At 70.0% G+C, this 23,127-nt stretch carries 24 protein-coding genes and 1 pseudogene; 15 read left to right on the forward strand and 10 right to left on the reverse strand.

What is annotated here, in order from left to right; genetic code table 11:
- Nucleotides 1–247 precede the first annotated feature (247 nt).
- The 3 genes from ACY0MR_RS05045 to ACY0MR_RS05055 all read left to right on the forward strand — a co-directional run bounded on the left by ACY0MR_RS05045 (nucleotide 248) and on the right by ACY0MR_RS05055 (nucleotide 3,192).
- Nucleotides 248–1,975, forward strand: coding sequence for an ATP-binding cassette domain-containing protein (locus ACY0MR_RS05045; RefSeq protein WP_473561700.1), 1,728 nt, complete (start codon nucleotides 248–250; stop codon nucleotides 1,973–1,975).
- A gap of 93 nt (nucleotides 1,976–2,068) precedes the next feature.
- A complete protein-coding gene (locus tag ACY0MR_RS05050) occupies nucleotides 2,069–2,755 on the forward strand; it encodes a class I SAM-dependent methyltransferase (RefSeq protein ID WP_473559372.1) in 687 nt (228 codons plus the stop codon).
- A 71-nt stretch (nucleotides 2,756–2,826) separates the two neighbouring features.
- Nucleotides 2,827–3,192 carry a MazG-like family protein gene (locus tag ACY0MR_RS05055; RefSeq protein ID WP_473559374.1) on the forward strand — a complete coding sequence of 122 codons (366 nt, stop codon included), beginning with the start codon at nucleotides 2,827–2,829 and terminating at the stop codon, nucleotides 3,190–3,192.
- On the opposite strand, the gene ACY0MR_RS05060 is transcribed toward ACY0MR_RS05055, so the two are convergent.
- Together ACY0MR_RS05060 and ACY0MR_RS05065 are read right to left on the reverse strand one after the other, a co-directional pair.
- Complete coding sequence (locus ACY0MR_RS05060) at nucleotides 3,178–3,525, reverse strand: hypothetical protein (protein WP_473559376.1); 348 nt, start codon at nucleotides 3,523–3,525, stop codon at nucleotides 3,178–3,180. The genes ACY0MR_RS05055 and ACY0MR_RS05060 overlap by 15 nt on opposite strands.
- Nucleotides 3,526–3,547: 22 nt before the next feature.
- Nucleotides 3,548–4,354: a helix-turn-helix domain-containing protein gene (locus ACY0MR_RS05065; RefSeq protein WP_473559378.1), complete on the reverse strand. Its 807-nt coding sequence runs from the start codon at nucleotides 4,352–4,354 to the stop codon at nucleotides 3,548–3,550.
- Nucleotides 4,355–4,624: 270 nt separating this feature from the next.
- Here ACY0MR_RS05065 and ACY0MR_RS05070 point away from each other — a divergent pair, with 270 nt between their 5' ends.
- On the forward strand, nucleotides 4,625–5,902 hold the full coding sequence (locus ACY0MR_RS05070; protein ID WP_473559380.1) for a helix-turn-helix transcriptional regulator: 1,278 nt from the start codon (nucleotides 4,625–4,627) through the stop codon (nucleotides 5,900–5,902).
- An 85-nt stretch (nucleotides 5,903–5,987) separates the two neighbouring features.
- On the opposite strand, the gene ACY0MR_RS05075 is transcribed toward ACY0MR_RS05070, so the two are convergent.
- Complete coding sequence (locus ACY0MR_RS05075) at nucleotides 5,988–6,914, reverse strand: quinone oxidoreductase family protein (protein WP_473559382.1); 927 nt, start codon at nucleotides 6,912–6,914, stop codon at nucleotides 5,988–5,990.
- Between the two features lie 673 nt (nucleotides 6,915–7,587).
- On the opposite strand from ACY0MR_RS05075, the gene ACY0MR_RS05080 reads away from it, so the two are divergent.
- From ACY0MR_RS05080 to ACY0MR_RS05120, 9 genes and pseudogenes are all read left to right on the forward strand, one after another.
- On the forward strand, nucleotides 7,588–8,655 hold the full coding sequence (locus ACY0MR_RS05080; RefSeq protein ID WP_473559384.1) for a hypothetical protein: 1,068 nt from the start codon (nucleotides 7,588–7,590) through the stop codon (nucleotides 8,653–8,655).
- Nucleotides 8,656–8,711: 56 nt separating this feature from the next.
- On the forward strand, nucleotides 8,712–9,416 hold the full coding sequence (locus tag ACY0MR_RS05085) for an ATP-binding protein (RefSeq protein ID WP_473561702.1): 705 nt from the start codon (nucleotides 8,712–8,714) through the stop codon (nucleotides 9,414–9,416).
- A 113-nt stretch (nucleotides 9,417–9,529) separates the two neighbouring features.
- On the forward strand, nucleotides 9,530–10,144 hold the full coding sequence (locus ACY0MR_RS05090) for a WhiB family transcriptional regulator (protein ID WP_473559386.1): 615 nt from the start codon (nucleotides 9,530–9,532) through the stop codon (nucleotides 10,142–10,144).
- A gap of 96 nt (nucleotides 10,145–10,240) precedes the next feature.
- Nucleotides 10,241–10,543 (forward strand): annotated as a pseudogene (locus ACY0MR_RS05095) (DUF2637 domain-containing protein); the annotation flags it as partial.
- Nucleotides 10,544–11,098: 555 nt separating this feature from the next.
- Nucleotides 11,099–11,359 (forward strand): hypothetical protein, encoded by a 261-nt coding sequence (locus ACY0MR_RS05100; protein WP_473562005.1) that lies wholly within the window; start codon nucleotides 11,099–11,101, stop codon nucleotides 11,357–11,359.
- Nucleotides 11,356–11,547 carry a hypothetical protein gene (locus tag ACY0MR_RS05105; protein ID WP_346171707.1) on the forward strand — a complete coding sequence of 64 codons (192 nt, stop codon included), beginning with the start codon at nucleotides 11,356–11,358 and terminating at the stop codon, nucleotides 11,545–11,547. The genes ACY0MR_RS05100 and ACY0MR_RS05105 overlap by 4 nt, the downstream gene beginning before the upstream one ends.
- An 81-nt stretch (nucleotides 11,548–11,628) precedes the next feature.
- Nucleotides 11,629–12,294 carry a plasmid mobilization protein gene (locus ACY0MR_RS05110; RefSeq protein ID WP_473559388.1) on the forward strand — a complete coding sequence of 222 codons (666 nt, stop codon included), beginning with the start codon at nucleotides 11,629–11,631 and terminating at the stop codon, nucleotides 12,292–12,294.
- Nucleotides 12,291–13,985, forward strand: a complete 1,695-nt coding sequence (locus tag ACY0MR_RS05115; protein ID WP_473559390.1) for a relaxase/mobilization nuclease domain-containing protein — start codon at nucleotides 12,291–12,293, stop codon at nucleotides 13,983–13,985. Before ACY0MR_RS05110 ends, ACY0MR_RS05115 begins: the two co-directional genes overlap by 4 nt.
- A 105-nt stretch (nucleotides 13,986–14,090) precedes the next feature.
- Nucleotides 14,091–14,510 carry a hypothetical protein gene (locus tag ACY0MR_RS05120; RefSeq protein ID WP_473559392.1) on the forward strand — a complete coding sequence of 140 codons (420 nt, stop codon included), beginning with the start codon at nucleotides 14,091–14,093 and terminating at the stop codon, nucleotides 14,508–14,510.
- Nucleotides 14,511–14,990: 480 nt separating this feature from the next.
- On the opposite strand, the gene ACY0MR_RS05125 is transcribed toward ACY0MR_RS05120, so the two are convergent.
- The 4 genes from ACY0MR_RS05125 to ACY0MR_RS05140 form a co-directional block, all read right to left on the reverse strand.
- On the reverse strand, nucleotides 14,991–15,587 hold the full coding sequence (locus ACY0MR_RS05125; RefSeq protein WP_364289574.1) for an SPDY domain-containing protein: 597 nt from the start codon (nucleotides 15,585–15,587) through the stop codon (nucleotides 14,991–14,993).
- 228 nt (nucleotides 15,588–15,815) lie between these two features.
- The gene (locus ACY0MR_RS05130) at nucleotides 15,816–16,112 is read right to left on the reverse strand and encodes a hypothetical protein (protein ID WP_388688870.1); all 297 of its coding nucleotides are present in this window, start codon (nucleotides 16,110–16,112) and stop codon (nucleotides 15,816–15,818) included.
- Between the two features lie 69 nt (nucleotides 16,113–16,181).
- Nucleotides 16,182–16,541, reverse strand: a complete 360-nt coding sequence (locus tag ACY0MR_RS05135; protein ID WP_043224570.1) for an SPDY domain-containing protein — start codon at nucleotides 16,539–16,541, stop codon at nucleotides 16,182–16,184.
- 158 nt (nucleotides 16,542–16,699) lie between these two features.
- Nucleotides 16,700–17,422, reverse strand: coding sequence for a hypothetical protein (locus ACY0MR_RS05140; protein ID WP_473559395.1), 723 nt, complete (start codon nucleotides 17,420–17,422; stop codon nucleotides 16,700–16,702).
- Between the two features lie 117 nt (nucleotides 17,423–17,539).
- Between ACY0MR_RS05140 and ACY0MR_RS05145 the strand changes: the two genes are divergently transcribed.
- Nucleotides 17,540–19,075 carry a gamma-glutamyltransferase gene (locus tag ACY0MR_RS05145; protein ID WP_473559397.1) on the forward strand — a complete coding sequence of 512 codons (1,536 nt, stop codon included), beginning with the start codon at nucleotides 17,540–17,542 and terminating at the stop codon, nucleotides 19,073–19,075.
- 120 nt (nucleotides 19,076–19,195) lie between these two features.
- Here ACY0MR_RS05145 and ACY0MR_RS05150 read toward each other — a convergent pair whose 3' ends face one another.
- Complete coding sequence (locus ACY0MR_RS05150) at nucleotides 19,196–20,425, reverse strand: IS701 family transposase (protein ID WP_386566616.1); 1,230 nt, start codon at nucleotides 20,423–20,425, stop codon at nucleotides 19,196–19,198.
- 56 nt (nucleotides 20,426–20,481) lie between these two features.
- Complete coding sequence (locus tag ACY0MR_RS05155) at nucleotides 20,482–21,588, reverse strand: hypothetical protein (protein ID WP_473559399.1); 1,107 nt, start codon at nucleotides 21,586–21,588, stop codon at nucleotides 20,482–20,484.
- Nucleotides 21,589–21,760: 172 nt separating this feature from the next.
- Here ACY0MR_RS05155 and ACY0MR_RS05160 point away from each other — a divergent pair, with 172 nt between their 5' ends.
- The gene (locus ACY0MR_RS05160; RefSeq protein WP_346171698.1) at nucleotides 21,761–21,913 is read left to right on the forward strand and encodes a hypothetical protein; all 153 of its coding nucleotides are present in this window, start codon (nucleotides 21,761–21,763) and stop codon (nucleotides 21,911–21,913) included.
- Nucleotides 21,914–22,050: 137 nt separating this feature from the next.
- Here the strand turns inward: ACY0MR_RS05160 and ACY0MR_RS05165 are convergent, their stop codons facing one another.
- Entirely contained in the window at nucleotides 22,051–23,031 is a 981-nt protein-coding gene (locus ACY0MR_RS05165) for an MSCRAMM family protein (RefSeq protein WP_473559401.1), read from the reverse strand.
- Between the last annotated feature and the right edge of the window lie 96 nt (nucleotides 23,032–23,127).

Consider the following 23,127-nt stretch of genomic DNA (forward strand, 5'->3'; position numbering starts at 1 on the left):
CACGTGTGTTCGATATCGAATCCGCGTCGTTGACCTCGGTGTCGTCACGGAAATCAAGCACGCCAGTGATGGAGGACCGCAGTTGAGCGCACCAGAAAAACGTGGGGTCCAGCAGAACGATACGGTTTCTCCCCCGCCGCTGGCGGAGATCCGGTACATCGGGGAGTACTCCGTGAACCCCCTCGGCGAGGCCTCCTTCCGCAGGCTCGGCGGCCAGGTCCCGAAGGTGCTCGCCCGCATCATCGGCATGTCGTGGCGCATCGACCGCCGGGCCGTCGTGCTTCTCCTGGCCTGTCCGGTGGTCACCGGTGCCGCCGCCGCGGTGCTGCTGGCGGCGACGGCCGGCGCGATGCGTCCGCTGCTCGGCGTGGGGAGCGTGGCCGACCGGTTGTACGGCGCGGTGCCGGCGCTGGTCGTGGTCGGCGTCGCCGCCGCGCTGACCCGTGTGGCGGGCGCCGTGGCCACGTACGCCGAGCGTCGCATCACTCCACGGCTCACCACCGAGGCGGACACCGCTCTGGTCGCGGCGGTCTGCCGTGTCGAGGCGTCGGCGTACGCCGAGGACGGCTTCTCGGACCGCCAGGAGGCCGCGGAGATAGGCGTGGTCCGCACCCATGTGATGGTCAGCGACGCGCAGCGGTTCCTGTCGGCGCTGGTCAGGATGGTCACGGCCGCGGGGGCGCTCAGCGTGCTCAACCCGCTGCTGCTGCCGCTGTTGCTGCTCGCCGTGCTGCCGGCCGGCGTCGGCGCGGTGCTCACCGCCCGAGTGGACTACGAGATCCACTACGCGAACATCGCCGACCGCAACGTGCGCGGCATGATGCGCTGGTGGTCGACGAACCCGAAGTACGGCGACGAGGTCCGCGCCAACTCGATGACCGACTACCTGCTGTTCTGGTACCGCTCCCTGTCCGACCGCTGCGACCGGCGGAACCTGGCCGCGGCCCCGCGCACGCTGTGGATCTCCCTCGTCTCCTCCCTGACCGCCGGCGCCTTCCTGCTCGCGACGTGGGGTGCGCTGGCGTGGCTCGCCGCCACCGGACGGATCGCCGTCGCGTTCGCCGCGACGGCCGTGGTAGCCGTGCAGACCACGCTCGCCGCCCTCTCCCAGGTGATCCTCAACGGCGCCGCCCTCTTCCACACCAGCCTCTACCTGACCGACATGCAGGCCTTCCTCGACGACGCCGAGGCCCGCGCCCCCAGACGCGGGACCAGCGCGATCGGCCCCGTCACGGAGGAGATCCGCCTGGAGGAGGTCTCCTACCAGTACCCCAGCAAGGACACGCCGGCCGTCAACGGCGTGTCCCTCAGCCTGCGTCGCGGCGAGATCCTGGCGATCGTCGGCGTCAACGGCTCCGGCAAGTCGACCCTCACCCGCCTCATCACCGGCATCTACCTCGCCGACAAGGGCCGCGTCACCTGGAACGGCACCGACCTCGCCGACACCGACCCGGCCACCATCTGGCAGCACACCGGCCTCGTCCCCCAGATCTTCGCCCAATGGCCCCTGCGCGTCCGCGAGAACGTGACCCTCGGCCAGCCCCGCACCCACGACGACGGACCCGTGTGGGACGCCGTCGACGCCGTCGGCATGCGCGAGGCCGTCGAAGACCTGCCCGCCGGCCTCGACACCCTCCTCGCCCGCGAGATCTTCGGCGGCGCGGAACTCTCCGGCGGCCAGTGGCAGCGCCTGGCCTGCTCCCGCGCCCTCTACCGCCGGCCCGATCTGCTGATCCTGGACGAGCCGACCTCCCAGATGGACCCGCGCGGCGAGCACCAGATGTTCGAGCAGATCAAGGCCATCGCCGCCGACCGCATCACCATCGTCATCACCCACCGCCTGGAGAACACCAGGATCGCCGACCACGTCGTGGTCATGGAACAAGGCCGCATCACCGAACAGGGCCGCTACGACGACCTCGTCCACGCCGGCGGCACCTTCGCCGAACTCCTCGTCCTTTCCCAGGACCGCTGACCTTCGCCTGGCGCTTGTTCGTACGGCGGGACAGGCACTGACTCGGTCCGCCGGTACGTCCTCCGCCCCCAAACCACCTGTGGAGCAGACTTGTTGGACATCGAACGCCGGACACTCCACTCCTGGAACGTCTACGGCACACACCATCTGGCCCGCGGCACCGACATTCCCGATGTCGAGCGGCTGACGTGGGGATACTGGCCGGACCATGGCCCAGGCGAGGAGGTTCTCGGCGACCTCGCCGGTCGACGTGTCCTGGACCTCTGCTCCGGGATCGGCAAGTTCCCCGCCGACCTCGCGCGCAGCGGCATCCATGTCGATGCAGTCGAGGGCGCACGCACTCAACACGAGCGAGCCGTCGCCCGCTACCAGGACCAGACAGGTCTTCGACTGATCAATGCGGACGCGGTCGAGCACCTGACCCAGGCGGAACCGTACGACGTCATCTACTCCATCCACGGCATCCCATACATCGACCCACACCGCATCCTGCCCGCCATCGTCCGGGGACTCCGGCCCGGTGGCCGACTGGTCTTCTCCGCCCTGCACACCAACTTCACCGGTGACGGCCCCTCCAGCTCCGTCGCCGCCAGGCCCGAGATCCTCTCTCTCGCGGGCGGCGAGCCCTTGACCGTTCAGATGTGGGTACTCAGCCCCACGCTGTGGGAAGACCTCCTCGTCGAGCACGGCCTGCTTGCCGAAGTGATCGACGTCCTCAGAGGACCTGACCAGGAGAGCCCACTGTCCTGCACCCTCGTTCGCGCCAGCCGCCCAGCCTGACGATGTCACCTTCCTCATACACCGGTAATCACCCACGCCTTGCACCCGTACCCGATCAAGGAGACGACCTCGTGCACGACACGCTCTGGAAGACCATCGAAAGTCTCGCGCGTCGATTCAACGATCACGACGAGCAACGGGGCCTCGCCCCACAGGAACAGTGGACCCTGCAGGTCCTGAAGATCGCCGAGGAGACCGGTGAGGCGTCCCAGACCGTGATCGGCGCGCGTGGCACCAACCCCCGCAAGGGAGACAGTCACAACTGGAGCGATGTCCACTCCGAGGTCGCGGACGTAGTCATCACCGGGCTGGTCGCCCTGTACCGGATGCGGCCGAACGACGCTGCGGAGTACCTGCACCGGCAGCTGGCTGACAAGGCCGGGAAGTTCCTTCTGGCCGTCCCCACCGATCTCGGACAGCCGTCAGAGACGCTCTGATACGAGCGCCTGCCGCCCCGCAAGTTCCACAGACGGAAGGAGCATGTCGACGATGCGCTGGTAGTCAGCGCGTGCCGTCGGTTCCGAGGCCCAGGTCGGGTCGGCCCGATCGTGGATGAGGTCGAGGCACTGGCCGGGGGTTGTCGTCTCGACAGCCCATCGATCACGCTCGGGCGTCGCCCACCAGATCTCCTTGTGTTCCAGGTCAAGGGTGAGTTGAACAGGGCCCAGGTGATGGGCCAACGCGTCGAGGTCGCGAACGTTGCCGCCGGCGAGGTCAGCGATCAGCTCGCTGGCCTCGTCTGTCGTCTGGACGTGAGCGATGAAGGTCATGGTGTCCTGTGCTTTCTCGCGGTCAAGCAACGAGCTGGGGGTTGCGACCCCCTTGGGTGGCCGCCAGGCTGATCAGCTGTGCTGCGCCGAGAACCTGGTCGATGTAGTCGGTGATGTCGTTCGGAATGGCACTCAGGGGTTTCAGGAGCAGGACGACCCCGAGGGCCGTCTCACCCCACAGGGCCGGCGCTGCGACGGAGTCCCATCCCGGGAGACACTCCTGGCGCCCGATGGCGTAGCCCCGGGTGCGGATTCCGTCCAGGGTGGCGAGGAGATCGTCGTTGCTGAGCGCACCCGGGCCGGCCGTTCCGGGGATGGGTTCGGCGAGGGCGATCTCCCGGAGGCTCTCGGTGACGTACGCGAGCAGGGCCCGCCCGGAGGCCCCGGTGCGGAGGGAGCAGCCTGCGGTGAAAATGTCGTACGCGGTCATGCCGAAGTCGTCCGGGCAGTAGTTGCCGATCGCGTAGTCGGTGCAGACGCGGCGTGCTCCGACGGAGGCGAGGCTGTAGAAGAGGACGAGACCGCCGCAGTCCGCTTGCAGGTCGACGAGGATCTCGTGCTGGTCCAGGCCGTCGTACATGCCGGCCATGGCTTGCATCCCGGCGCGGGCCGCGTGGCTGCCGAGCCGGTACTTGCCGCGGCCTACGCGCTCGACCCATTTCGCGGCGACCTGGGCCGCGAGAATTCGGTGAACCACCGCAGGATCCAATTCCGTGTACTCGGAAATGACTTTCAGAGAATGCGTGTCGCCCAGGAGCTCGGCGAATGCCTGCATGACCCGGAGCACTCGCTCTGCGTGGCTGCTCCCCTTGGGGCGCTCGGATGTCATGTTGAATCCAGAACTAATAGCGGGATGATTGGTGCCCTACGTGTCAGTGCAGGGGCGGAAAGCCGTCTCCGTCCCTGGCTTGCACACGTTCTCAGGAAGGAATCGGAACTGGAGTACCGGAACACGACTACCGGAACAGGGCTACCGGTCCGGGCCGCGCTTCAGAGGAATCTGCAGGAGAAGGGCCTCGCGCCCCTGCCGGCGTGACTCGAGTTGTCGCCTCCTTCGGGCTGCCTCAAGCTGGCGGCACGTGATGGGAGCTGGTGCCGCATGGGTCTCGGCGAAAGCGACGAGGGAGAACTCGGCCCGGAAGAGCTGATGGGGCTGGCCGGTCTGCTCAGGGCCTGGCGCCTCGCTGCGGGGCTGAAGGAGGGACGTGGTCGCGCGATCCCTCAGGCAGAGGTGGCGCACGCCATCGGCATGTCCGAGAAGTGGTACAGGCAGCTGGAACGAGGCGCGGTTCCCCGCCTGCCGCACGACGCCGTCGAGAAGCTGGTCGAGCGGCTGCATCTGGGGCCGGACGAGCGTCAGACGCTTCTCTTCTACACCCCTGGCGGTGCCCTGATCGGCCGCACCAGACCGAGGGACGAGCCACCGGAATTACGGACCTTGCAGTTCTTGCTGGACCAGCAGATGCCCCACCCCGCCTATGTGACCGATGCCCGCTGGTCCTTGATCGCCTACAACCGGGCGATGGCGGACTGGTACCCCTGGGTTCTTGAGCCGGGCGCCAACCTGATGCGCTGGGCCCTGCTCCACCCGGACGCCCGCAAGCAGTACGTGGGCTGGGAAGATCACGCTCGCGTGTACCTGGCCATGATCCGCATGTTCCTTGCACGCCATAAGGCCGACCGCTTCATGACCTCTCTGCTGCGCGAGGTCTACGAGGACCCGGACTGCCGCCGACTGTGGGACGAGAGCCCCCATGTGGTCGCCCATCGCGACGGCAACCGGTTCCGCATGCGCCTGCCGCGCTTCGACTTCCAGGAGGTCGAAGTCGTCTCGCACCTCCTCTTCCCGGCAGGCCACCCAGACCTGCGGGCGGTGGTGATCACCTGGCTCGGCAGCGAGCACGAACTCCAGCCCGGATCCGTACAACAGCCGAATGCCCTGTCAGCGGGTGGGGCCGGAGGCTCCGAAGCGATCGGGGACGCCTCTTGGGCGCAGGCTGGGTGGGCTGACTCAGCGGAGGACGCGGCAGCGCTCGCGGGCAGCGAGGCGATCGGCCTGCCGGAGCTGAGCGCTCTGGCCGGCCCTGGGTGTCGTCTCACGCTCAACCCGCAGGACCGGACCGTGGTGTGGGCGTATCGGCAGGACAGTGGCGGGTGGCGCGTGAATTCGCTCTCCGTGGAGGCGACACTCAGTCGTCTCGTGCCGCAGTCGTCCCGCCGGGGCGTCGTGCGCGAGTACCAGCAGCTCCTGCGCACGACGCTGCCGGCCTCCGCGGGAGAAGCCGGTAGCGAGCTGGACACGATGATCACCGAGCTGTCGGAGCGCCTGGCGGTTCTGCGTGACCTGCGCGAGCAGCTGGACGAGCCGATCGGTTGACGGCAGCGACCTCGACCTCGGGCCTCGTCCCTCCCCTCGTGGGGGCGGAGCACCGGGCCCGGGCCGCGCCGGATACCGAGCCGAGTCAGGAAGCGGGGTCGAGGAGGACCTTGCCGGCGGTTCGGCGGGCCGCCATGTCCTCGTGCGCGCGAGCCGCTTCGCTCAGCGGGTACACGGTGGGCGCCGGGACGGTGAGTTCCCCGTCCCGTATGGCCTGGAAGAGGTCGGTCATGGAGTCGCGTAGCGCGGTCCGGTGCGCGAAGAGCAGGGGAAGCCAGAATCCGCTGACCGTCTTGCCGGTGGCCATGAGGTCGCCGGTGGCGATGGTGGTCTCGCTGCCGCTGACGCTTCCGTAGACCGCCATCCGGCCCATGGGCGCCAGGGCTTCCAGGGTCGCGTGGAGGGTGTCGCCGCCCGTCATCTCCAGCGCCGCAGCGGCTGCGCCATTGGTCGCCTCCTTCAGGTCTGCGTCCAGTCTTGTCGAGGTGCTGTCGACGACGGCATCCGCCCCCAGGGTGAGGGCCAGAGCTCGCTTGGCGTCCGTGCCGGCCAGGGCCACCACGCGGGCTCCGGCCCGCTTGGCGAGCTGCACCGCCAGGGACCCGACGCCGCCGGCAGCTGCGGGCACGATCACCGTCTCCCCCGGGCTGATGCGCAGCACGGTGTGCAGCAGGTGCCAGGCAGAGTTGCCCTGGAGGGTCAACGAGATCGCCGTGGCATCGTCGATGTCGTCCGGGATCGGGATCGTGGAGCGGCGGTGAGCCAAGGCCACCTGCGCGTACCCACCGCCGCGGGTCAGGGCCACCACCCGCCGCCCGTCGCTGTAGCCGATCACTTCGTTTCCCGGGATGCACGGGAGCTCGACGTCGGCAAGGTAGTTCCCCTCACGCACATGGAGGTCCGCGTAGTTGACGCCCGACCGGAGGACTTCGATCCTCTGGTGGCCGGCGGCGGGCGCGGGCTCAGGTACCTCCGCGAGTTGGAGGACCTCAGGACCTCCGTAGCTGGACATGGTGACGGCTCGCACTTCTCTGCCTCTCGACTTCTCAAGATCACTGACCGAAATTGCGTCACGCGCAATTTCGCCGAATTGCGCGTGCCGCAATTCGAGAAGATATTAAACCACCCTTGACGCGCGGCATCAGGCGGGCATAAATTCCAGCTCAATTCATGGAAGCCCCGCGAACGGAAAACCGGACACATAGTGAGCTGCACCACTTCCAGCAAATTGCGCCTGGCGCAATTCCCACCGACCACGCGCCTTGCACCGTCTCGCGGACAGTACGACCAGTAACGGTTTCTAGTGCCAACTATGGACTTGCGCGGGCGGTCTACGTATGTTCGTCGTCCCCGCCGGGAGGCAACCCGGCGACCGACGAAGGGAACACATGAGACGCCGGACCGTCAGGCCCTGAAAACGCCGCGGCGCCCGGGAGAGGCAACTCCCAGGCGCCGAACCGCGAAGAGTCCTATCTCCGGCCGAGGCAACGGCAGAGAGACCGACCCGTCATCACCGCGCTGGCCCTTCCCACGGGGCAACACCGGCAGCGGCAGTACTACGAGGGAGAGTTTTGCATGGGCACGCCCCTGCGCGAAAGCCCGGCCCACCGGACCGGCGCCGCGCACCGCGCAGCCAACCCCGGTCACCGGCCCGTCCCGGTCCGTCGCCGCGGAGGTGAGGCCTGATGGCCCGCATCCGCACGATCAAGCCGGAAACCTGGGAGTCGGAGGATCTCGCCTCCGTCCCCGTGACGGCCGTACTGACCTTCATCGGCCTCCTCACCCAGGCCGACGATGCGGGCCGGCACCGCGACCTGCCTGCCGTGATCGCCGGACGGCTGTGGGCTCTGCGCCCGGATCACACCCCGGCACACGTCGCCCACGACCTGGAGCAGCTGGCGGGGCGGAACCTGATCTGTCGCTACACCGGCTGCGACGGAAAGGCGTGGCTGCACATCGTGACCTGGGACCGCCACCAGCGGATCAATCGCCCCTCGGCGTCCCGTCTGCCGCGCTGTCCGCTTCACGAGGCCGCGAAGGCGTGCGGCGAATGCGGCACCCGTGCATGCCCGACACAGAAGCACCTCGGCCACCACGAGGGCGATCGGGCGGCAGCCGCCTCCGTGAACACTCACGAAGAGCTCATGCCTACCGATTCCCCACCTCTGGACGCTGATGTGACCCGCGCCACTTCGACAGTCCCGTGCGTGATGGAGGCCACTTCTCCGGGAGAGTCCGCCCTTTGGCGGGAATCTGGAGAAGCCGCAGGTCAGGCCGATAGCTGCCTAGAAGTCGGGGTGATCGGCGCCACATTCAGTGAGGATTCAGGTGCTGGATCTAGGATCTTGGATCCTGGATCTTCCCGTAGGGGGCGCGAAGCGCCCGCGCCGGCCGCCTCCTCAGAGCAGGTGCTGGAGTCCGCCGAGGCGGGCGAGTGGTCGGCGAAGCGGTTGATGGCGGAGTACCTCCGCGGATGCAGCCGCCGTCCGCCGAAGACGTTCCTCGGCCACCTGGGCAAGGAGATCCGCCAGCTGCTGGACGAGGGTTTCGAGCCCGACGCGCTGCGACCCGCGCTCGACCGCCTGCGGGCCAAGGGCCTGCACCCGAGCGTCCTGGCGAGCCTCGTCAACGAGGTGGTCAACTCGGCGCCGTCCTCCGCCTCCGGCGCGGGCCCTTGGGCCGCCGCCGCCCCCGCCTACACCCCGTACCTCAATCCCACCGCCCCGACCGGGACCTTCGGAGTCGCCCTGTGATCCGCTCTCGCCTCGACGACCCTCAGACGGCCGCCGACAACCCGGCGATGGCCTGGATGCAGCGCAAGCTCGCCGAGCGGGGCATCGACCCGAACGCCACTGCGCCGCTCGCCGAACGGCCTGAGCCGAACCCGGCCCTGGAAGCCGCCCAGGAGCGCATCCCGTACGAGTACCGCGCTGCTCAGGCCGAGCATCCGGACGTCGCCCGCTGGGTGGGCTCCATCGCCGACGCGGCGGTCGGCCACGCCGCCAACGCCCTCGCGCCCCACGTCGGCTGGGCCGGTCAGCGCGAGATCACCCACGGTCGCAGCCTGCTGCTGTGGGGGCCCACGGGCGCCGGCAAGACCCACGAGGCGTACGGGGCAATCCGCGCGCTGACCGCCGCGGGGTGCGGCGTGCGGTGGCAGGCGACGACCGCGGCGGACCTCTACGGCGCGATGCGGGCCCGGAACGGGCTCGATCCCGAGTACCTGCTGCGCCGGATCGTCCGCGTGCCGCTGCTGCTGCTGGACGACCTCGGGGCCGCCAAGAGCACCGAGTGGACGGAGGAGATCACCTTCCGCCTGCTCAACTGGCGCTCGGAACACCGCCGGCCGACGATCATCACGACCAACCTGCCGCCGGTCCGCACCGAGCACATGGACCCCCGCCAGCCTGTCCTGCGCGACAAGATCGGCGACCGCGTCCTCTCCCGCCTGTCCGGCATGTGCACCCCGGTCCACCTCGGCGGCCCCGACCGCCGCTTCCGCGCCGCCGCCTGACGGCCCCGGAACCCCTCACCTGCTTCTCGCCGCCAGCCCCAGCCGCGCGCCGACCACGACCTTCGCATGCCGCGCCGCTCCTGCCTGCCCGGCGGCATCCCCTGGAGACACCCATGCGACACATCACCACCAACGCCAGCAGCCCGACCCCGCCCGTACGAGGCATCGCCGACATCTCCTGGCACGCCCGCGGAGCCTGCCGGGACCTGGAAGCCGACGAGGCCGACCGGCTGTTCTTCTCGGCGCCGCGCGCCCTCTCCGACATCGCCGAGGCGAAGTCGTTCTGCCACCGGTGCCCCGTCCGACAAGACTGCTTCACCCACGCCCTCGACAACGACATCCGCTGGGGCATGTGGGGCGGACTGACCCGAGACGAGCGTCGGCCCTGGCACGCCAAGGTCGCCAAGCGCCTCGACTACGCCCGAGTGCGCGCCGCGATCATGGGCCGGGACGTGTTCCTCACCGCCGCCGAGCGAGACGCCGTCGCCCGCCATGCCTACGTCCGCAAGTGGACTCCCGAGCGCCTCTCCTACGTCCTCGCCGTCGACCTCGACCATGCCCGCGACCTTCTGCGAGACGCCGGCCACGCCATCACGGACCGCGACCGCTACTGGACGCCGGCGGACCCGGACGACGACGAGGCCGACGCCACGGAAGAAACGTTCTGCCCCGTCCCCCGGCAGGCTCAGACGGGCGACCTGATCGACGCCCTGCGGAAGGCGGCATGAGCCTTCCCAGCCGCCCCCTCCACGCTTCCACCACCGAACGAAAGGCACCTGTTGACCGAGGAGACCGCGGACCGATACGCCTTGACCGCAGCCGTGATGGTGATCGCGGTGCTGACAGGGTCCGGCTTCTGGCTCTCCTACGCCCACCTGGCGGAAGTCGCCGCACGACACGGCCTCGACAACTCCCCCATCAGAGCCTGGGCCTGGCCGGCCACCCTCGACGCCTTCATCGTGGCGGGTGAGCTGCTGATGTTCCGCGCGGGTTTGCGCCGACGGACGGACTGGTGGGCGATCGGCGTGACCGCCACCGGGTCCATCGGCTCGATCGCCCTCAACGTCCTCGGGGTCAGCGGCGCGACCCCAGAGCCTGTGCCTCACCTGGACTACGTCGTCGCCGCAGTCCCGCCCACCGCCAGCATGCTCGCCTTCGGGGTGCTGATGCGGCAGATCCACCAACGCGTCGCCAGTCCCCTGCCACACGAGGAGAAGGTCCGGATCTCCGAAGACCGGCCACCAAGCCGGGCCTCTGGGACTGGACCAATCTTGAACCCGGACCCCGAACCCGGACCGGAAGCCGAACCCGGACCGACCCCGGAACCCGGACCAGCCCCGGACCACCGCCCGAACCCGGACCCCGAACCCGGACCGGAAGCCGAACCCGGACCGACCCCGGAACCCGGACCAGCCCCGGACCACCGCCCGAACCCGGACCCCGAACCCGGACCGAAGACCGAACCCGGACCGACCCCGGAACCCGGACCAGCCCCGGACCACCGCCCGAACCCGGACCCCGAACCCGGACCGAAGACCGAACCCGGACCGACCCCGGAACCCGGACCAGCCCCGGACCACCGCCCGAACCCGGACCCCGAACCCGGACCGAAGACCGAACCCGGACCGAACCCGAGACCTGTCCGTCGGCGGACGCGAAACGGTCCGGCTCGCCCGGGGACGGTGCACGCTCGGGTACAGGCGAGCCGGCAGTCCCGAACCGGGCCCAAGCGCCTGTCGCACCAGCAGGTGGTCGAGCTGGTCCTCCCCCACGTGCCCGACGTCCTGAGAGAGGACGGCAACGCCCAGATCACCCGAGCCCAGCTCCGGAAGATCATGCGCAGCCACGAGATCCCGCTCAGCAACGAACATCTGACCCCAGTCCTGGCCCTCGTACGGGCCGCCACCCCGGCCTCTACTTCCTCCAAAGGAGCTGCTCGATGAAGACCTGCGACCGCTTCAACCGGATAAAGGCCGGTTTCGAGAATGACCTCGCCATCCTGAACAGCCACGCTGCCCAGCACGAGGGGAGCAACCCGGCGAAGGCGAGCAGCCGGATCGCCAAGGGCGTGAAGCTGAACATGGGACGGGCGCTCTCTCGCCACTACTCCCGGTGCAGGCTGTGCTGCTGAACCACGGCTCTCCCGATGGTGGCCCGGCCTCGCCGGGCCACCGCCCCGTTCACCCAAGCGCCCCGTCTCCGGAGGAACCCCATGTCCGCCACCCCTCCCTGCTCCGATTCCGGTGACGGCCGTCCGCTCCCGACGCCCATCTCCTCACTTCTGCCGCATGGTTCGGCTGACGACAACTCGGTCTCCGACGGAGCAAGTTGGGGCGGAAGCAAAGCTTCCGCCGTACCCGCCCCCGAAGGGGCGGGAGAGGACCTGCACCAGGGGGCGCAGGTCCTGGAGGCTTCGACCGGGGGCGGATCGGAGCCGGGGAACGAGGAGAAGCCGAAGCCTCGCCGTCGCGAGCGCCGTGTCCGCCAGCGTCCGCGTCAGCCGCCCGCGAAGAAGCGCCGCCACCAGCCCTCGACGCGTTTCAACGACGACGAGTACGCGCTCGTCGTCGCCGCCGCCGCCCAGTGCCACCTGACCGTCGCCGGCTTCCTCGCCCGCTCCGCCCTCGCCGCAGCTCGTGACCTCGACCGCACCAGCGCCGAGATCGCCACCGAGCGCGACATGCTCACCGCGCTGTTCGACAGCCGGCGCAAGCTCGGCTGGGCCGGCAGCAACCTCAACCAGGTGACGAAGGCCCTCAACGCCGGTGCCGATGCCGCCGTCCCTCAGCTGGAGGCAAGCCTCGCGGCCGTGCGGCGGGCCGCCGACGCCGTGCACGCCGCTGCGACCGCCGTCCTCGACCGGCAGCAGGCGGCATGATCCCCAGTATCAACCCGCCCGGCGACCGGACCATCGGTCTGCTCGCCTATCTCTACGGCCCCGGCAAGCGCGAGGAGCACGTCGACCCGCACCTCGTCGCCTCGTTCGACGGCATGGCCCCCGACCCCGGCCGCGACCCGAGCGCCACGCTGAAGGCCCTCCAGCAGCTCCTGGATCAGCCCGTCCAGGCGCTGCCGGAGCACGCCCGTCCCGCCAAGCACGTCTGGCACACCTCCGTGCGCACCGCGCCCGGCGACCGGATGCTGTCCGACGAGGAGTGGGCCGAGGTTGCCCGCCGGATCGTCGCCGCCACCGGGATCGACCCGGGCGAGGGGCAGCCCGGCTGCCGCTGGGCCGCCGTACGGCACGCGGACGACCACATCCACATCGTTGCCACCCTCGTGTGCGAGGACGGCACCCGGCCCGACGACTTCCGCTCCGGCAAACGCGCTCAGGCCGAGGCCCGGCTCATCGAGAAGGAGCTCGGCCTGCACCAGGTCGCGCCCGGCGACGGCACCGCCGCCCAGCGGCCGACCAGCGCCGAACGGCACAAGGCCGAACGGCAGGGACGCGAGCGCACCGCCCGTGAGGAACTCCGCGAAGCCGTACGGCGGGCGGTGGCCGGCGCCCAGGGTGAGGAGGAGTTCTTCAGCCGTCTGGCCGACGCCGGCCTCCTGGTGAAGAAGCGCGCCGCTCCCTCCGGGGACCTGCTCGGCTACAAGGTCGCCCTGCCCGACGACCGGAACAAGGACGGCGAGCCGGTGTTCTATCCGGGCGCGCGTCTGGCCCCCGACCTCTCCCTGCCCCGCATCCGTGAACGCTGGGCCGGCGGCGGCCTCCAGGACAGAGCCGGGCTCGAGGCTCCGGGGGCGGCTGGGGCGCCGGCCGCCGCGCGGCGGCGCACGGCGGCTGCCGCCTGGCAGGCCGTCCTGGTCGTCGAGCACGGCGAGGACGGCCTCGCCGCCGCGTACATCGCCGCCGCCGGCGAAGTCCTCGACGCGCTCGCCAAAACCTCCGCCGCCCACACCCGGCAAGAACTGCGAGAAGCCGCCTGGGCGTTCGAGCGGGCCTCTCGGTCCCACGTCCGCGCCGTCCGCGGCCACGATCGGGCCCTGCGGCAGGCTGCCCGGGACCTCGTCCATGGCGGGTCGGCTCTCGGCCGCGGCGAGGAGGGCGCGACCACGGCCATGGCGATCGACATGCTGCTCTTCCTCATCACCGCTGCCGCGCACTGGCACGCCAGGAAGGGCCACGCCCAGCAGGCCGAAGCCGCCCATCGAGCAGCTGAGCACCTGCGAACCGCCTACCGGGCTGCCGCGGAGTACCCGCTCGCCGTCCTCCACCAGCGTGGCCGTCGCCTCGCCCGCCCTGTGCTGCGGCGCCAGGCCGAGGCGGTGCACGCGGCGATCCCCGAGCTGGCCGAGCAGGTCCTGGCCGAGCCCGGCTGGCCGGCCCTCGCCGCCACGCTCGCCGAGGCCGAGGCCGCCGGCCACGACCCCGTCCCCCTGCTCTCCGAAGCAGCCGGACACCGCGAACTGGGCACCGCCGAGTCGATCAGCGACGTCCTGGTGTGGCGACTGCGCCGCGCCGCAGACCTTCCGGCTGACGCAGCGAGCGCTCCCGCAGTTCAGCGCATGCCTGGTACAGCCTCGGCCCCGCCTCGCGACCGGGACCGCCGACGGCACCGGTAGCCGGCCCCGCCGTTCACGGATTCGAGAGTTGCCCGACGTCCCACCCGTGGGGCACTCTCGTCGTCCGCTGCCGGGGCGAGGCAGCCGAATGCGAGGGGAGGCCGTATGTTCGGGCGCAGGAAGGCGCGGAAGAGCGAGGGCGAGCTGGGGCCGGCGGGCGTGCCGTGGCTGAACTACCCAGCGCCGACATGGCCGCAGGAGGCCGCGCCCGTCGAGGAGACCCCGGCCGCGTCGGCGGGCGAGGACTTCCTCCCGGCGGACCTCCGGCTCGATCTGAGCACGAAGCGCTTCCTGGTATGGCGCCGGCCGCTGGTCCTGGAGGGCGAAGTCCGCTCCTGCCCGCAGTGCGCGGCGTACCGCGACTGGGCCATCCTCGCGGTGGAGGGCCAGATCTGGCTCCGGTGCCCTGCCAAGCATGTGACGCCGGAGCCTCGCCTGAGTCTCGAATGGTTCAACCGGAACGCCGGTCCCACCAGCTCGACGTACGGCTCCCTGGACGAGGGCCTGGACGACTTCGGCCTCTGAACCGGTGACGTGGTCCCGCGCCCTGCTCAGCCGCCCCGGGTGAGGCTGGCTTCCCGGGCCGCGAGCTCGCCGCCGGCCTCCACGCCGCTGAGGGTATGCGCCGAGCCGGTCTGGAGGAAACCAGGTGCCGGGCGGCCCGACCTCCCGGAAGAATCCAAGGATGTGGCTTTGTTCACGAGTATGGGTTCTGGCGCAACTTCCGTGAAGCCGTGCCGGTCCTCGGTGTCCGATGCTGACAGTCCTGGTGAACCGTCAGGTCAACAGCTCGTCCAGAACTCTGTGCGAGCCCCGAGCGGCGTGGTTTCACGGAAAGTGAGCCAGAGCCCAAAGGCGTGAACAAAGCCAAAGGATGCTCGCCAAAGGGCCCGGTGCCAGGTCGAATGACCTGGCACCAGGCCCTGTTTGTGCTGCTGTGTGTGCTGAGGGACGGCTGTTGGGCCCGAAGAGGTACGAGGCCCTGCTGGCGGCTGGCCCCGGGGGTCAGACGGTAGGGCGCAGGGAGAGTTGTCCCTCGCTGTCGCCGGGCAGGGTGTGCCGGAGTACGGGGTCGGGAGAGGCGAGGGAGGCGGCGAAGGCGGCGACGAGGTCGTGTGGAGTGCTCGCGGAGAACCCCGTGGCCCAGAGGTAGCCCCGCCCGATCCGGGGCTCGCACCAGGCCAGCCAGCCGGTTTGCTCGGCGGTGGGGTCGAGGCAGAGCGGGTTTCCGTCCTGGAGGTACTCCGGGAGGAGGCTCAGCGCCATGCCCGCGGCCAGCTGCGGATCGGAGAAGGCGGCCGGATTGTCGATGTCGCGGACCCAGCCGCGCTCCGCGAGCGACTCGAAGACCACGTGCGGGCCTGCATACCCGTGCGCCGGATCCGGACGGGCCTCCAGGGCGAGCAGGAAGTCGGCAACGGCTTCGGGCGGGACGCCGGTGGTGAAGTAGGCGGTCCACTCAGCCAGGCCGTCCGCGGTCGGACGGGCGGAGACGGTCCACGCGACTGGCAGGTCCCCGAGGATGATCGGCTCGTCGGCAAGCACCCACTGGGCCCAGCGAAGTCCGTCGGGAGCGACGTACAGCACGGTGCTGCGAACCACCTGCTGAACCGCGTCCGGATCATCCGGATCAACAGGTTCACGACGGCCGCGAGCGAGTGTCAGGGAAGTCCAGCCGGCGGCGAAAAGGTGGGAGGCGACGTGGTCTGCGAGTGCTCCGTCGTCACCGGCAAGGTGGCGCGGGGTGACCCACCAGGCGGGAAGGGCCGGAACGTCGGACGGATCGGAAGGCGTGGACGGGCGCAGAAGTGCTCCTTGTCGTACGGGCGGTCAGGGGGAGACGGCGCGCAGTCTGCGGCGCGAACTCGTCGGCGGGTCGACCGGCGGCATCCAGGTCAGCGCCTCGGCGACTGGCCGGGGCAGGTAGCCGTACTGCACGGCCTCGGGGTCTTCGGCGAGGTACGCCACCGGCTGTCCGTCCGGGTCCTCAGCGACGAGGACGTCAGCGAGACGGTGGGCCATCGGGCAGAAGGGGTTGATGGCGAGACGGACGGGGGTGTCAGGGTCCAGGACGGCGAGGCGGTCGATCAGGTGGCGGACGGTCATGTCTGATGCAGGTGCGGGCATGTGCACTCCTTGCGGGGACGGGGAAGGCGGAGGCTCGGGGACAACGGGAACGCCTGGACGGTGCCTCCGTCAGAGACGCTTGGCCGTAGCCAGGACCTCGGAGACGGTCCTCGCGACCAGGTGGGCCGGCGTGTGGGGATCAAAGGTGATCCTGTAGCCGGGAGTCCGAGCGGTGCCGGTGACCGCGAGTACCCAGCCTTCGTGCTCGGCGCCGGGTCGGCCGGCGGGGAAGTGGCCGAGGTAGAAGCGGCCGTCGGCGGAGGCGATATGGGTGTCGGCCCGGTCGTCGACGATGAAGTGGAAGTCGCCGTTCGCGGCGGGGAAGGTGTCGATGACCTCGGTCGCCTGTCCCGGCCCCAGGAGCCAGTCGTGCAGCCTCAGGCGCTCGGTCGTGGTCCGGAATCCTGCGGAACTCAGCTCCACTGTCACGGCATCACCTCTCTGACCTGCTATTTTCCGGGTTCCCCGGAAAGGGTCGTCTAGGTTGACATGCCCCTGAAGGGTGTACCAGTCCTTTCGCGATCTTTCCTGTCTGCCAGAGGCGAACTGGCATGGCGAGCCCTCTGCGGAGGAAGCGGCTACGGTCCTCAGGTCCGGCAGCGAAGCTGTCCCCCGACGAGGCCGCGGCTCCACCCACCCCCAGGTCGGGGCGAGATGTCGTGGGCTTGGGTGCGGCGCCAGACAAAGCCGAGGTCTGCGAGTCGCCCTCTCATTGCCCCGCGTTGCTCCTCCAACTCCAACGAGGTCGGCGAGAGGAGGTAAACGTTCCCCTGGTACTGCCGGAACCCGACGAGCTCCCATCCCCTGGCCATCTTGGCGGTCACCCGGTCCCACTCCGTCCGGTCTCTCAGGCGGTCGCTGCTGAGGTCGGTGACGCCCGGCGAGCATGCGATGGCGCGGCAGCCGGCCATGAGCCGGTGGATCGCCTCGGTGACGAGGATGGCGCCGAGGCCGTGCCCGCGCCACGGCTCGTCCAGGGTCACCTTGTCCATGACGAGCAGGGAGGACCCCACGTACGGAAGCGAGCTGCTGGCGTCCTCGGTGAAGGACCCCGTGATCGGATCCAGCAGGGCCTGAGCGATCTCGTCGAGTTCTTCGGATTCCTCCTCCATGACCCGGACGGCGTTCATGCCCCGGTCGAGATGCACCCGATAGAAGGTGATCGATCCCACCGTCCTCTCCTCATGGAGGACGGACACGTCCCACCGCTCCAGGGTGTCGGCCTGAGGGGTGTCGGCAAGGTCATCGGTGTAGGAGATACGCAGGCGCAGCTCGGACGGGTCGCCGGGCAGGGTGGACAGTTCGGTCACTCCTGAAGCCTAGCCACGCGCAGCAGCCCAGAGACGGCGGCGGGCAGCCGTCGGGCGCCGGCCGGAGGACCGCGGCCCGGTCCTGGGAGCGTCGAGGCCCGTGCCAGGGTTGTCTCCATGACGCCGATGATCCCTGCGCACGTCCCCGACGAGCCGCCGCTCACCTACGCCGACAGCTTCGACATACCGGTCCTGTTCCGTAACGGTCCCGCGGACAAGCCCTGGAAGCAGTGGCGGACGGCCAAGCACAAGGCGTGGAGCGCGATGGACGGGTTCCCGAAGACGGACGGCTGGTACGCCCCGACCACCACGTGGCGGGAGATCATCAAGGCGGCCACCGAGGTCGGCCGCGACATCACCCCGCACCTGCAGAACCAGCCGCGGTACGCACACGGGGAGCTCGTCGCCCGAGTCGCCCCGCTGTACGCCTACCTCGGTGCGCACCCCTTCAAGCACCAGCCCCCCGTGCCGGGCGCCACGGGCCGGCGCCTGACGCTGAACCCGGTCTACGCCTACGGCACCGAGCGCACCGCGAAGAGCGCTGCCGCCTACCGGCTGGGCATGACGATGACCGAGTGGGCCTGTCGCTCGCTGCTGGGTCTGGGGCAGACCGAGCACCTCGAACTCGGCGGCCCCGTCCCAGCCCTGAGCACCACCTTCAAGGACCCTAAGAAAAAGCTGCCGGACCTGTGGGGACGGCACGAGGCGGAGAAGGTGTACTGGCTGATCGAGGCCAAGGGCGGTATCTGCGACGTCGGCACCCTCCGCAAGGGGTGGGCGCAGCTGGAGTCCGGGAGCAAGGTCCTCGGCTCGTACGCGCACCGCAGCGTCCTGGTCGGAGCCGCCGTGCGGCCCGGGGACGACCTCTTCCTGACCATCGACCACGCCCTGCACCCCGGCCAGCCGCCCCTCCCCCCGGCCGGATCCGACCCCGACGGCAAGGAAGCCACGGGCGAGGGCAACCTCGAAGACCACCTCGGCGACAACGACGACGCGCTCATCGGCGCAGCCCGCGCCCAGATGCTCGTCTACCAGGCACTGCGCTCCGCTCCCCCCTCACAGCTGCGCACCGTCCCGGTGGCGGCCGACCGCACTTCGCGCCACCGACGCCACGGACTGACCACACCGCTGGAAGACGACGACCGCACCCGCGCCATGCGGGCCGACTTCCGCGGAGCGGCACTTCATCTCAATCCGGACCTCACGCGTTCCCAGATCCGCTCCTGGGGGATCGACGACTTCCTCACCTGCCGCATCCCCGGCACCGAAGTCCATCTCGGCATGTCCCGGAAGCTGTTCGCTGTCTGCGCGCGCCTCCACGAGGAAGATCTCGCCATCGCCCGGCGCACCCCGGGGCTGCGGGCCGAGGACCAGCTGGCCGTCGACGAGCGGGGCAGCGAAGAGGATCAGGAAGAGCAGCGGCTCAAGCAGCGGCGGATCTTCCACGAGCAGCAGGAGGAGGCCCGCCCCCGGCTGCGCTTCCTGCTCCGGGAAGCCTATGAGCGTGGAGAGACGAGCGACTGGCGCGACCTGCTGCGCCGTCCCGAGGAGCCGGACCTCGACCTGACGAGTGACGAAGGGCTCCTCGAAGCGGCGACCCCGGAAACGTACCTGGCCGTCAGCCGCTACGACCTGCCCCCGATCCACGCCTAGTAGTGCTTCGTTAGGTTCTCAGTCTGGTTCTGTTGCGGGGTAGGCGTCGGCCGCAGGTGGTGCAGGTGCCGGTCCAGCACTGCAGCAGGTCCTGGAGGGCGTCGAGGACCTGGTAGAGCGTCAGGCCGGCGTGTGTGCTTTGGGGTCGAGCCGCCGCAGGGTGAGGAAGGCCTGGGCGGCGGTGACGAGGGTGACGTGGTGGTGCCAGCCGCGCCAGGTGCGGCCTTCGAAGTGGTCCAGGCCCAGGCCGTGTTTGAGTTCGCGGTAGTCGTGTTCGATGCGCCAGCGCATCTTCGCCCAGCGGACCAGGTCGGTGACGGGTGTGGTGGCGGGCAGGTTGGTCATCCAGTAGCCGGTCGGCCCGTCCGCGTCTTCGGGCTGTTCGACCAGCAGGGTCCGCAGCGGCAGGACACCGTCCCAGCGGCTGCGTCCTCCGGCCTGTTCCTGGGCGGTGCGGCAGGCTTCCTTGCCCGACGGCCTGACCTCGACCACGGCGAAACGGGAGGTCATCAGGCCCTTGCTGCCCTGCCGCCAGACGACCTCTTCGAACGAGGTGTCCGGGGTGACGAACGAGGTCAGGGGCCGGGCCGACTCGCGGTAGCGGGGCAGCGTGGGCGGCCCCAGACCGCCGTAGACCGGCTGGAACGGCTCGGCCGCGGCCGGGCGGGCGATCTCCTTGGGGTCGACCGCCATCACATACGACCAGCCGCGTTCCTCCAGCTCCAGCCGGAAAGACACGCTGCGGCCGTAACCGGCGTCCGCCACGATCACCGGCACCGCCAGACCCTGCGCGGCCAGCCGGTCCAGAAGCCCCAGAGCCAGCCTTCCCTTGGAGACATGCCCGACCTCGTCCGGGACCCCGGCTTGCCGTCGCCGCCGGTCATCACGGGCCCATTCCTCGGGCAGGAACAACTCCCACTCCAGCGGGCACGAAGCCGTGTCGGTCGCCGCGTGGACGCTGACCGCGACCTGGCAGTTCGCCCGCTTGCCCAACGCCCCGCAGTACTGCCGGGCCACCCCCACCGAAGCGGTGCCGCACTTGGGGAACGACACATCGTCGATCACCCACACCTCAGGCGCGATCGCCTCGCTCAACCGCTCGGCGATCCGCCGCCGCACCGGCAGCGGATCCCACGGTGACTGGTTCACGAACTGCTGCAGGGCCTGCATGTTTCCGTCCGGCAGCCGCTCGGCCATCGGCTGGATCGACTTCCGCCGCCCGTCCAGCATCAGACCCCGCAGATAACACCCGCCCCACCGCCGCTGATCCCGCCGCGGAAGCGAGGCGAACACATCGGCAACGAACTCCGACAACTCACCCCGGAGCCGTTCCACCTCCCCCAGCCTCATAACCGGAAGATGCCCACCACCAGCCGAGATCACCCGACGTAACGAAGCACTACTAGCTAGCGGTCAGGTCTGAGGCTTGGGTCCAGCTCGCCGTCCACAAGGGCCTGGATGATCCTCTCGGTGCGGGCACGCGTCTCGGGTCCGTGGCCGGCGAGGTTGTGGTCGAGTTCGTGCTGCTGCATGTCAAGCACCAGCCTCATCTCGCCGATGAGGTCGGGCCATGGCGCAAGCGAGTCGGTCAGTTCCTCAACGTTGCCGGACCACTCGGCCCTGCGTGCTCCCAGGGCGAAGGCGAGCAGGAGGACGGCGAAGAGGGGTTCGCTGTCGAAACCGGCGAGGACCCCGAGCCCTGCGGGGTTCTCCTTGCCGGTGTGGGTGGCGACAGCCCGGGCGACAATGGGGAGCTGGAGGAAGAGCGCCGTGGCCACCGAGCGGGCGTCTTCCCATTCTGGGTCGGTGGCTTCGGCGAGCGCCTCGCTCATCCGGGGCAGGGATACGAAGTCGGCCGCGCCGACGAGGAGGCTCGCCGGACCGGTCAGCCACGGCTCGGCGCCTTCCACCCGCTGCCGTCTGCCCGGCGAGACGCCAAGGACCTTCTCGATCGTTCCCGCCTCGTCTTCCGTCACCCCGGGCCGCGTGCCGAGGGCGAAGATCTGGAGCATGTGCGCGACAGCCGTTGCCCGGTCGCCGGCCGGGACACGGATCGGGCGGGGCAGCGCGTTCTTGCCTCGCATCGCGGCTATGGTCGCGGCGAGGGCGCCCACGACCGTGTCCTGGTCGTCGACCGGGTCGAGGCCCTGGCGGGCTGCCTCGGCGTGAAGGAGCTGCTCCAGCTCATGCGACAGGTCGTCTACCACGATGGTCGCGGAGGTGCGGACGGCGTCGAGGTCGAAAGGGAAGCCCTCGACCCACAGCACGACGCGCAGCATGTTCACGTCCCGTGTGCGCTCGCGCCAGCGCAGGAGCTGGACCAGCTGACGGTCGCTGTCCGGCGGGTAGATCCAGACCGGGCGGCGTCCGTCGTTGCCGGTTCGGGTGGGATGGGGCATCAGGCCGTTGCTGATGAAGCTCTCCAGCTTCCTCGCGGTCATGGTGGTGAAGCCGGCGGATACGGCGGTGCGCAGAAGGTCGGCGCGCTGTAGGAGACGGGGTTCGACTGCCATGCCGGGCAGCGTAGGGGCGCTGCGGCAAGCCGTGCGAGCCGAGTACTCCCACTCCAGGGCGCTCTAACTTGCAAACGGCCCGACCCCCGTTGCCACCAGCAGGTTTGCGCTGCTTCTGTGGGTGCGCGGCGCCAACTCGGGCGCTGCTCTCCCCTCTCGAAAGGACTTGTCCATGTCCAGGAATACGGCAGCGGCGGTGACCGGAATGATCGTGCGTTCCCTCGCGAAGCGGTGGGCCGACGCGAACGGCCTCAGCAGGGAGCAGGGCCTGCTCCTCGCGTGGGCGGCCGGCGCCCTCGCGTCGGTGGCCGTCATGCGCGTCTGACGCTACAGCGGAGCGGTAACGGTCTCCGCAGACATGGCGAAGGCCCTGGGAACCATGGTGGTTCCCAGGGCCTTCGGGCTGAGAGGGGCTTGCCTGTGCCGAGTGCTCGCGCCTCGAGTCCTGGCAGGTCCTTCTGATCAGCCGGTGGTCGGAGTCTCCGCCTCGTCCTGCGTCTTCTTCCGTCGTGCCACGATCAGCGCCCCTCCGCCGGCCGCGATCAGCAGGCCGCCGGCCGCGAGGAGCCACGCGGTGGAGTCGGCGCCGGTGTGCGCGAGGGAGCCTTCGGAGGGCGGGGTGCTCGGGGTGTCGGTCGGGGGCACCGGTGCGGTGGAGGTGGACCGGGTCGGGGTCGGGGTGGCCGGCGGGGTCGTCGCCGGTGTGGTGGGCGGGGTCGTCGGGGGCGTGGTGGGCGGTGTGGTCGTCGGGGGCGGAGTCGTGGGGGGCGGGGTGGGCTTGTTCTTCTTGGTGTTGGGGAAGGTGGCGGTGGTCTTCGCGGCGGGCTTGGCGGTGATCTTGACGGGGGTGGGGTCGAGTTCGTAGCCGGTGGGAGCCTTGGTCTCGGTGCCGGTGTAGGCGGTGCCCTTGCGGGAGGAGACGGGGAGCGGGGTGGTGGCGGTGCCGTCCTCACCGGTGGTCAGCGTGATCATCTTGCCGGTGCCGGTGGCAGGGGTGATGTTGATGACGGCGCCGGCCAGGGGCTTGCCGGTCTTCTTGTCGGTCTTCTTCACGAGCAGCTCGGCGGGCTTGAAGGTGTCGGTGATCGTGAGCTTCGCGGTGTGCTCGGGGGTGACGATGACGTCCTGGTCGGGGGCCAGGTCGTGGAGGGGGCTGCCGGTCGCGGTCTCCTTGAGGCGGTAGGTGCCGGGGTGGACGCCCTCGAAGAGCAGGATGCCGTCAGCGTTCGTCTTGCCGGTCAGGGCCTTGGTGCCGTTGAGGGTGTCGAGGAGGGCGAACGCGGCGCCGGCGAGCAGGGCTCCGTCCGGGTCCTTCTTGGTGATCTCGACGGCGCCCGGCGGGATCTCGGGGGCGTTGGCGAAGGCGGTCGGGGCCCAGATCAGAGAGCTGGTCGCCAGGGTGGTCGCCGCGACGGTGGCCGCGGTACGGCGGGGGGCACGCATGAAGAAGGAGTTCTCCTCGGTCAGGTGGTGGGCGGAACGCCTTGAGGGCGGAGGTCGGCGAGAGCGGGTAGTCGGCGTTGGGACGGGTGCCGGGGC

This window comes from Streptomyces sp. JN8 (assembly GCF_055808075.1).

Coding starts and splice junctions, on each gene's coding strand:
- ACY0MR_RS05080 (WP_473559384.1), top strand. CDS start 7,588: ATGGCCCGCATCCGCACGATCAAGCCGGAAACCTGGGAGTCGGAGGAT.
- ACY0MR_RS05065 (WP_473559378.1), bottom strand. CDS start 4,354: ATGACATCCGAGCGCCCCAAGGGGAGCAGCCACGCAGAGCGAGTGCTC.
- ACY0MR_RS05070 (WP_473559380.1), top strand. CDS start 4,625: ATGGGTCTCGGCGAAAGCGACGAGGGAGAACTCGGCCCGGAAGAGCTG.
- ACY0MR_RS05160 (WP_346171698.1), top strand. CDS start 21,761: ATGTCCAGGAATACGGCAGCGGCGGTGACCGGAATGATCGTGCGTTCC.
- ACY0MR_RS05165 (WP_473559401.1), bottom strand. CDS start 23,031: ATGCGTGCCCCCCGCCGTACCGCGGCCACCGTCGCGGCGACCACCCTG.
- ACY0MR_RS05045 (WP_473561700.1), top strand. CDS start 248: ATGTCGTGGCGCATCGACCGCCGGGCCGTCGTGCTTCTCCTGGCCTGT.
- ACY0MR_RS05155 (WP_473559399.1), bottom strand. CDS start 21,588: ATGGCAGTCGAACCCCGTCTCCTACAGCGCGCCGACCTTCTGCGCACC.
- ACY0MR_RS05060 (WP_473559376.1), bottom strand. CDS start 3,525: ATGACCTTCATCGCTCACGTCCAGACGACAGACGAGGCCAGCGAGCTG.
- ACY0MR_RS05115 (WP_473559390.1), top strand. CDS start 12,291: ATGATCCCCAGTATCAACCCGCCCGGCGACCGGACCATCGGTCTGCTC.
- ACY0MR_RS05085 (WP_473561702.1), top strand. CDS start 8,712: ATGCAGCGCAAGCTCGCCGAGCGGGGCATCGACCCGAACGCCACTGCG.
- ACY0MR_RS05090 (WP_473559386.1), top strand. CDS start 9,530: ATGCGACACATCACCACCAACGCCAGCAGCCCGACCCCGCCCGTACGA.
- ACY0MR_RS05145 (WP_473559397.1), top strand. CDS start 17,540: ATGACGCCGATGATCCCTGCGCACGTCCCCGACGAGCCGCCGCTCACC.
- ACY0MR_RS05150 (WP_386566616.1), bottom strand. CDS start 20,425: ATGAGGCTGGGGGAGGTGGAACGGCTCCGGGGTGAGTTGTCGGAGTTC.
- ACY0MR_RS05120 (WP_473559392.1), top strand. CDS start 14,091: ATGTTCGGGCGCAGGAAGGCGCGGAAGAGCGAGGGCGAGCTGGGGCCG.
- ACY0MR_RS05075 (WP_473559382.1), bottom strand. CDS start 6,914: ATGTCCAGCTACGGAGGTCCTGAGGTCCTCCAACTCGCGGAGGTACCT.
- ACY0MR_RS05130 (WP_388688870.1), bottom strand. CDS start 16,112: ATGCCCGCACCTGCATCAGACATGACCGTCCGCCACCTGATCGACCGC.
- ACY0MR_RS05110 (WP_473559388.1), top strand. CDS start 11,629: ATGTCCGCCACCCCTCCCTGCTCCGATTCCGGTGACGGCCGTCCGCTC.
- ACY0MR_RS05105 (WP_346171707.1), top strand. CDS start 11,356: ATGAAGACCTGCGACCGCTTCAACCGGATAAAGGCCGGTTTCGAGAAT.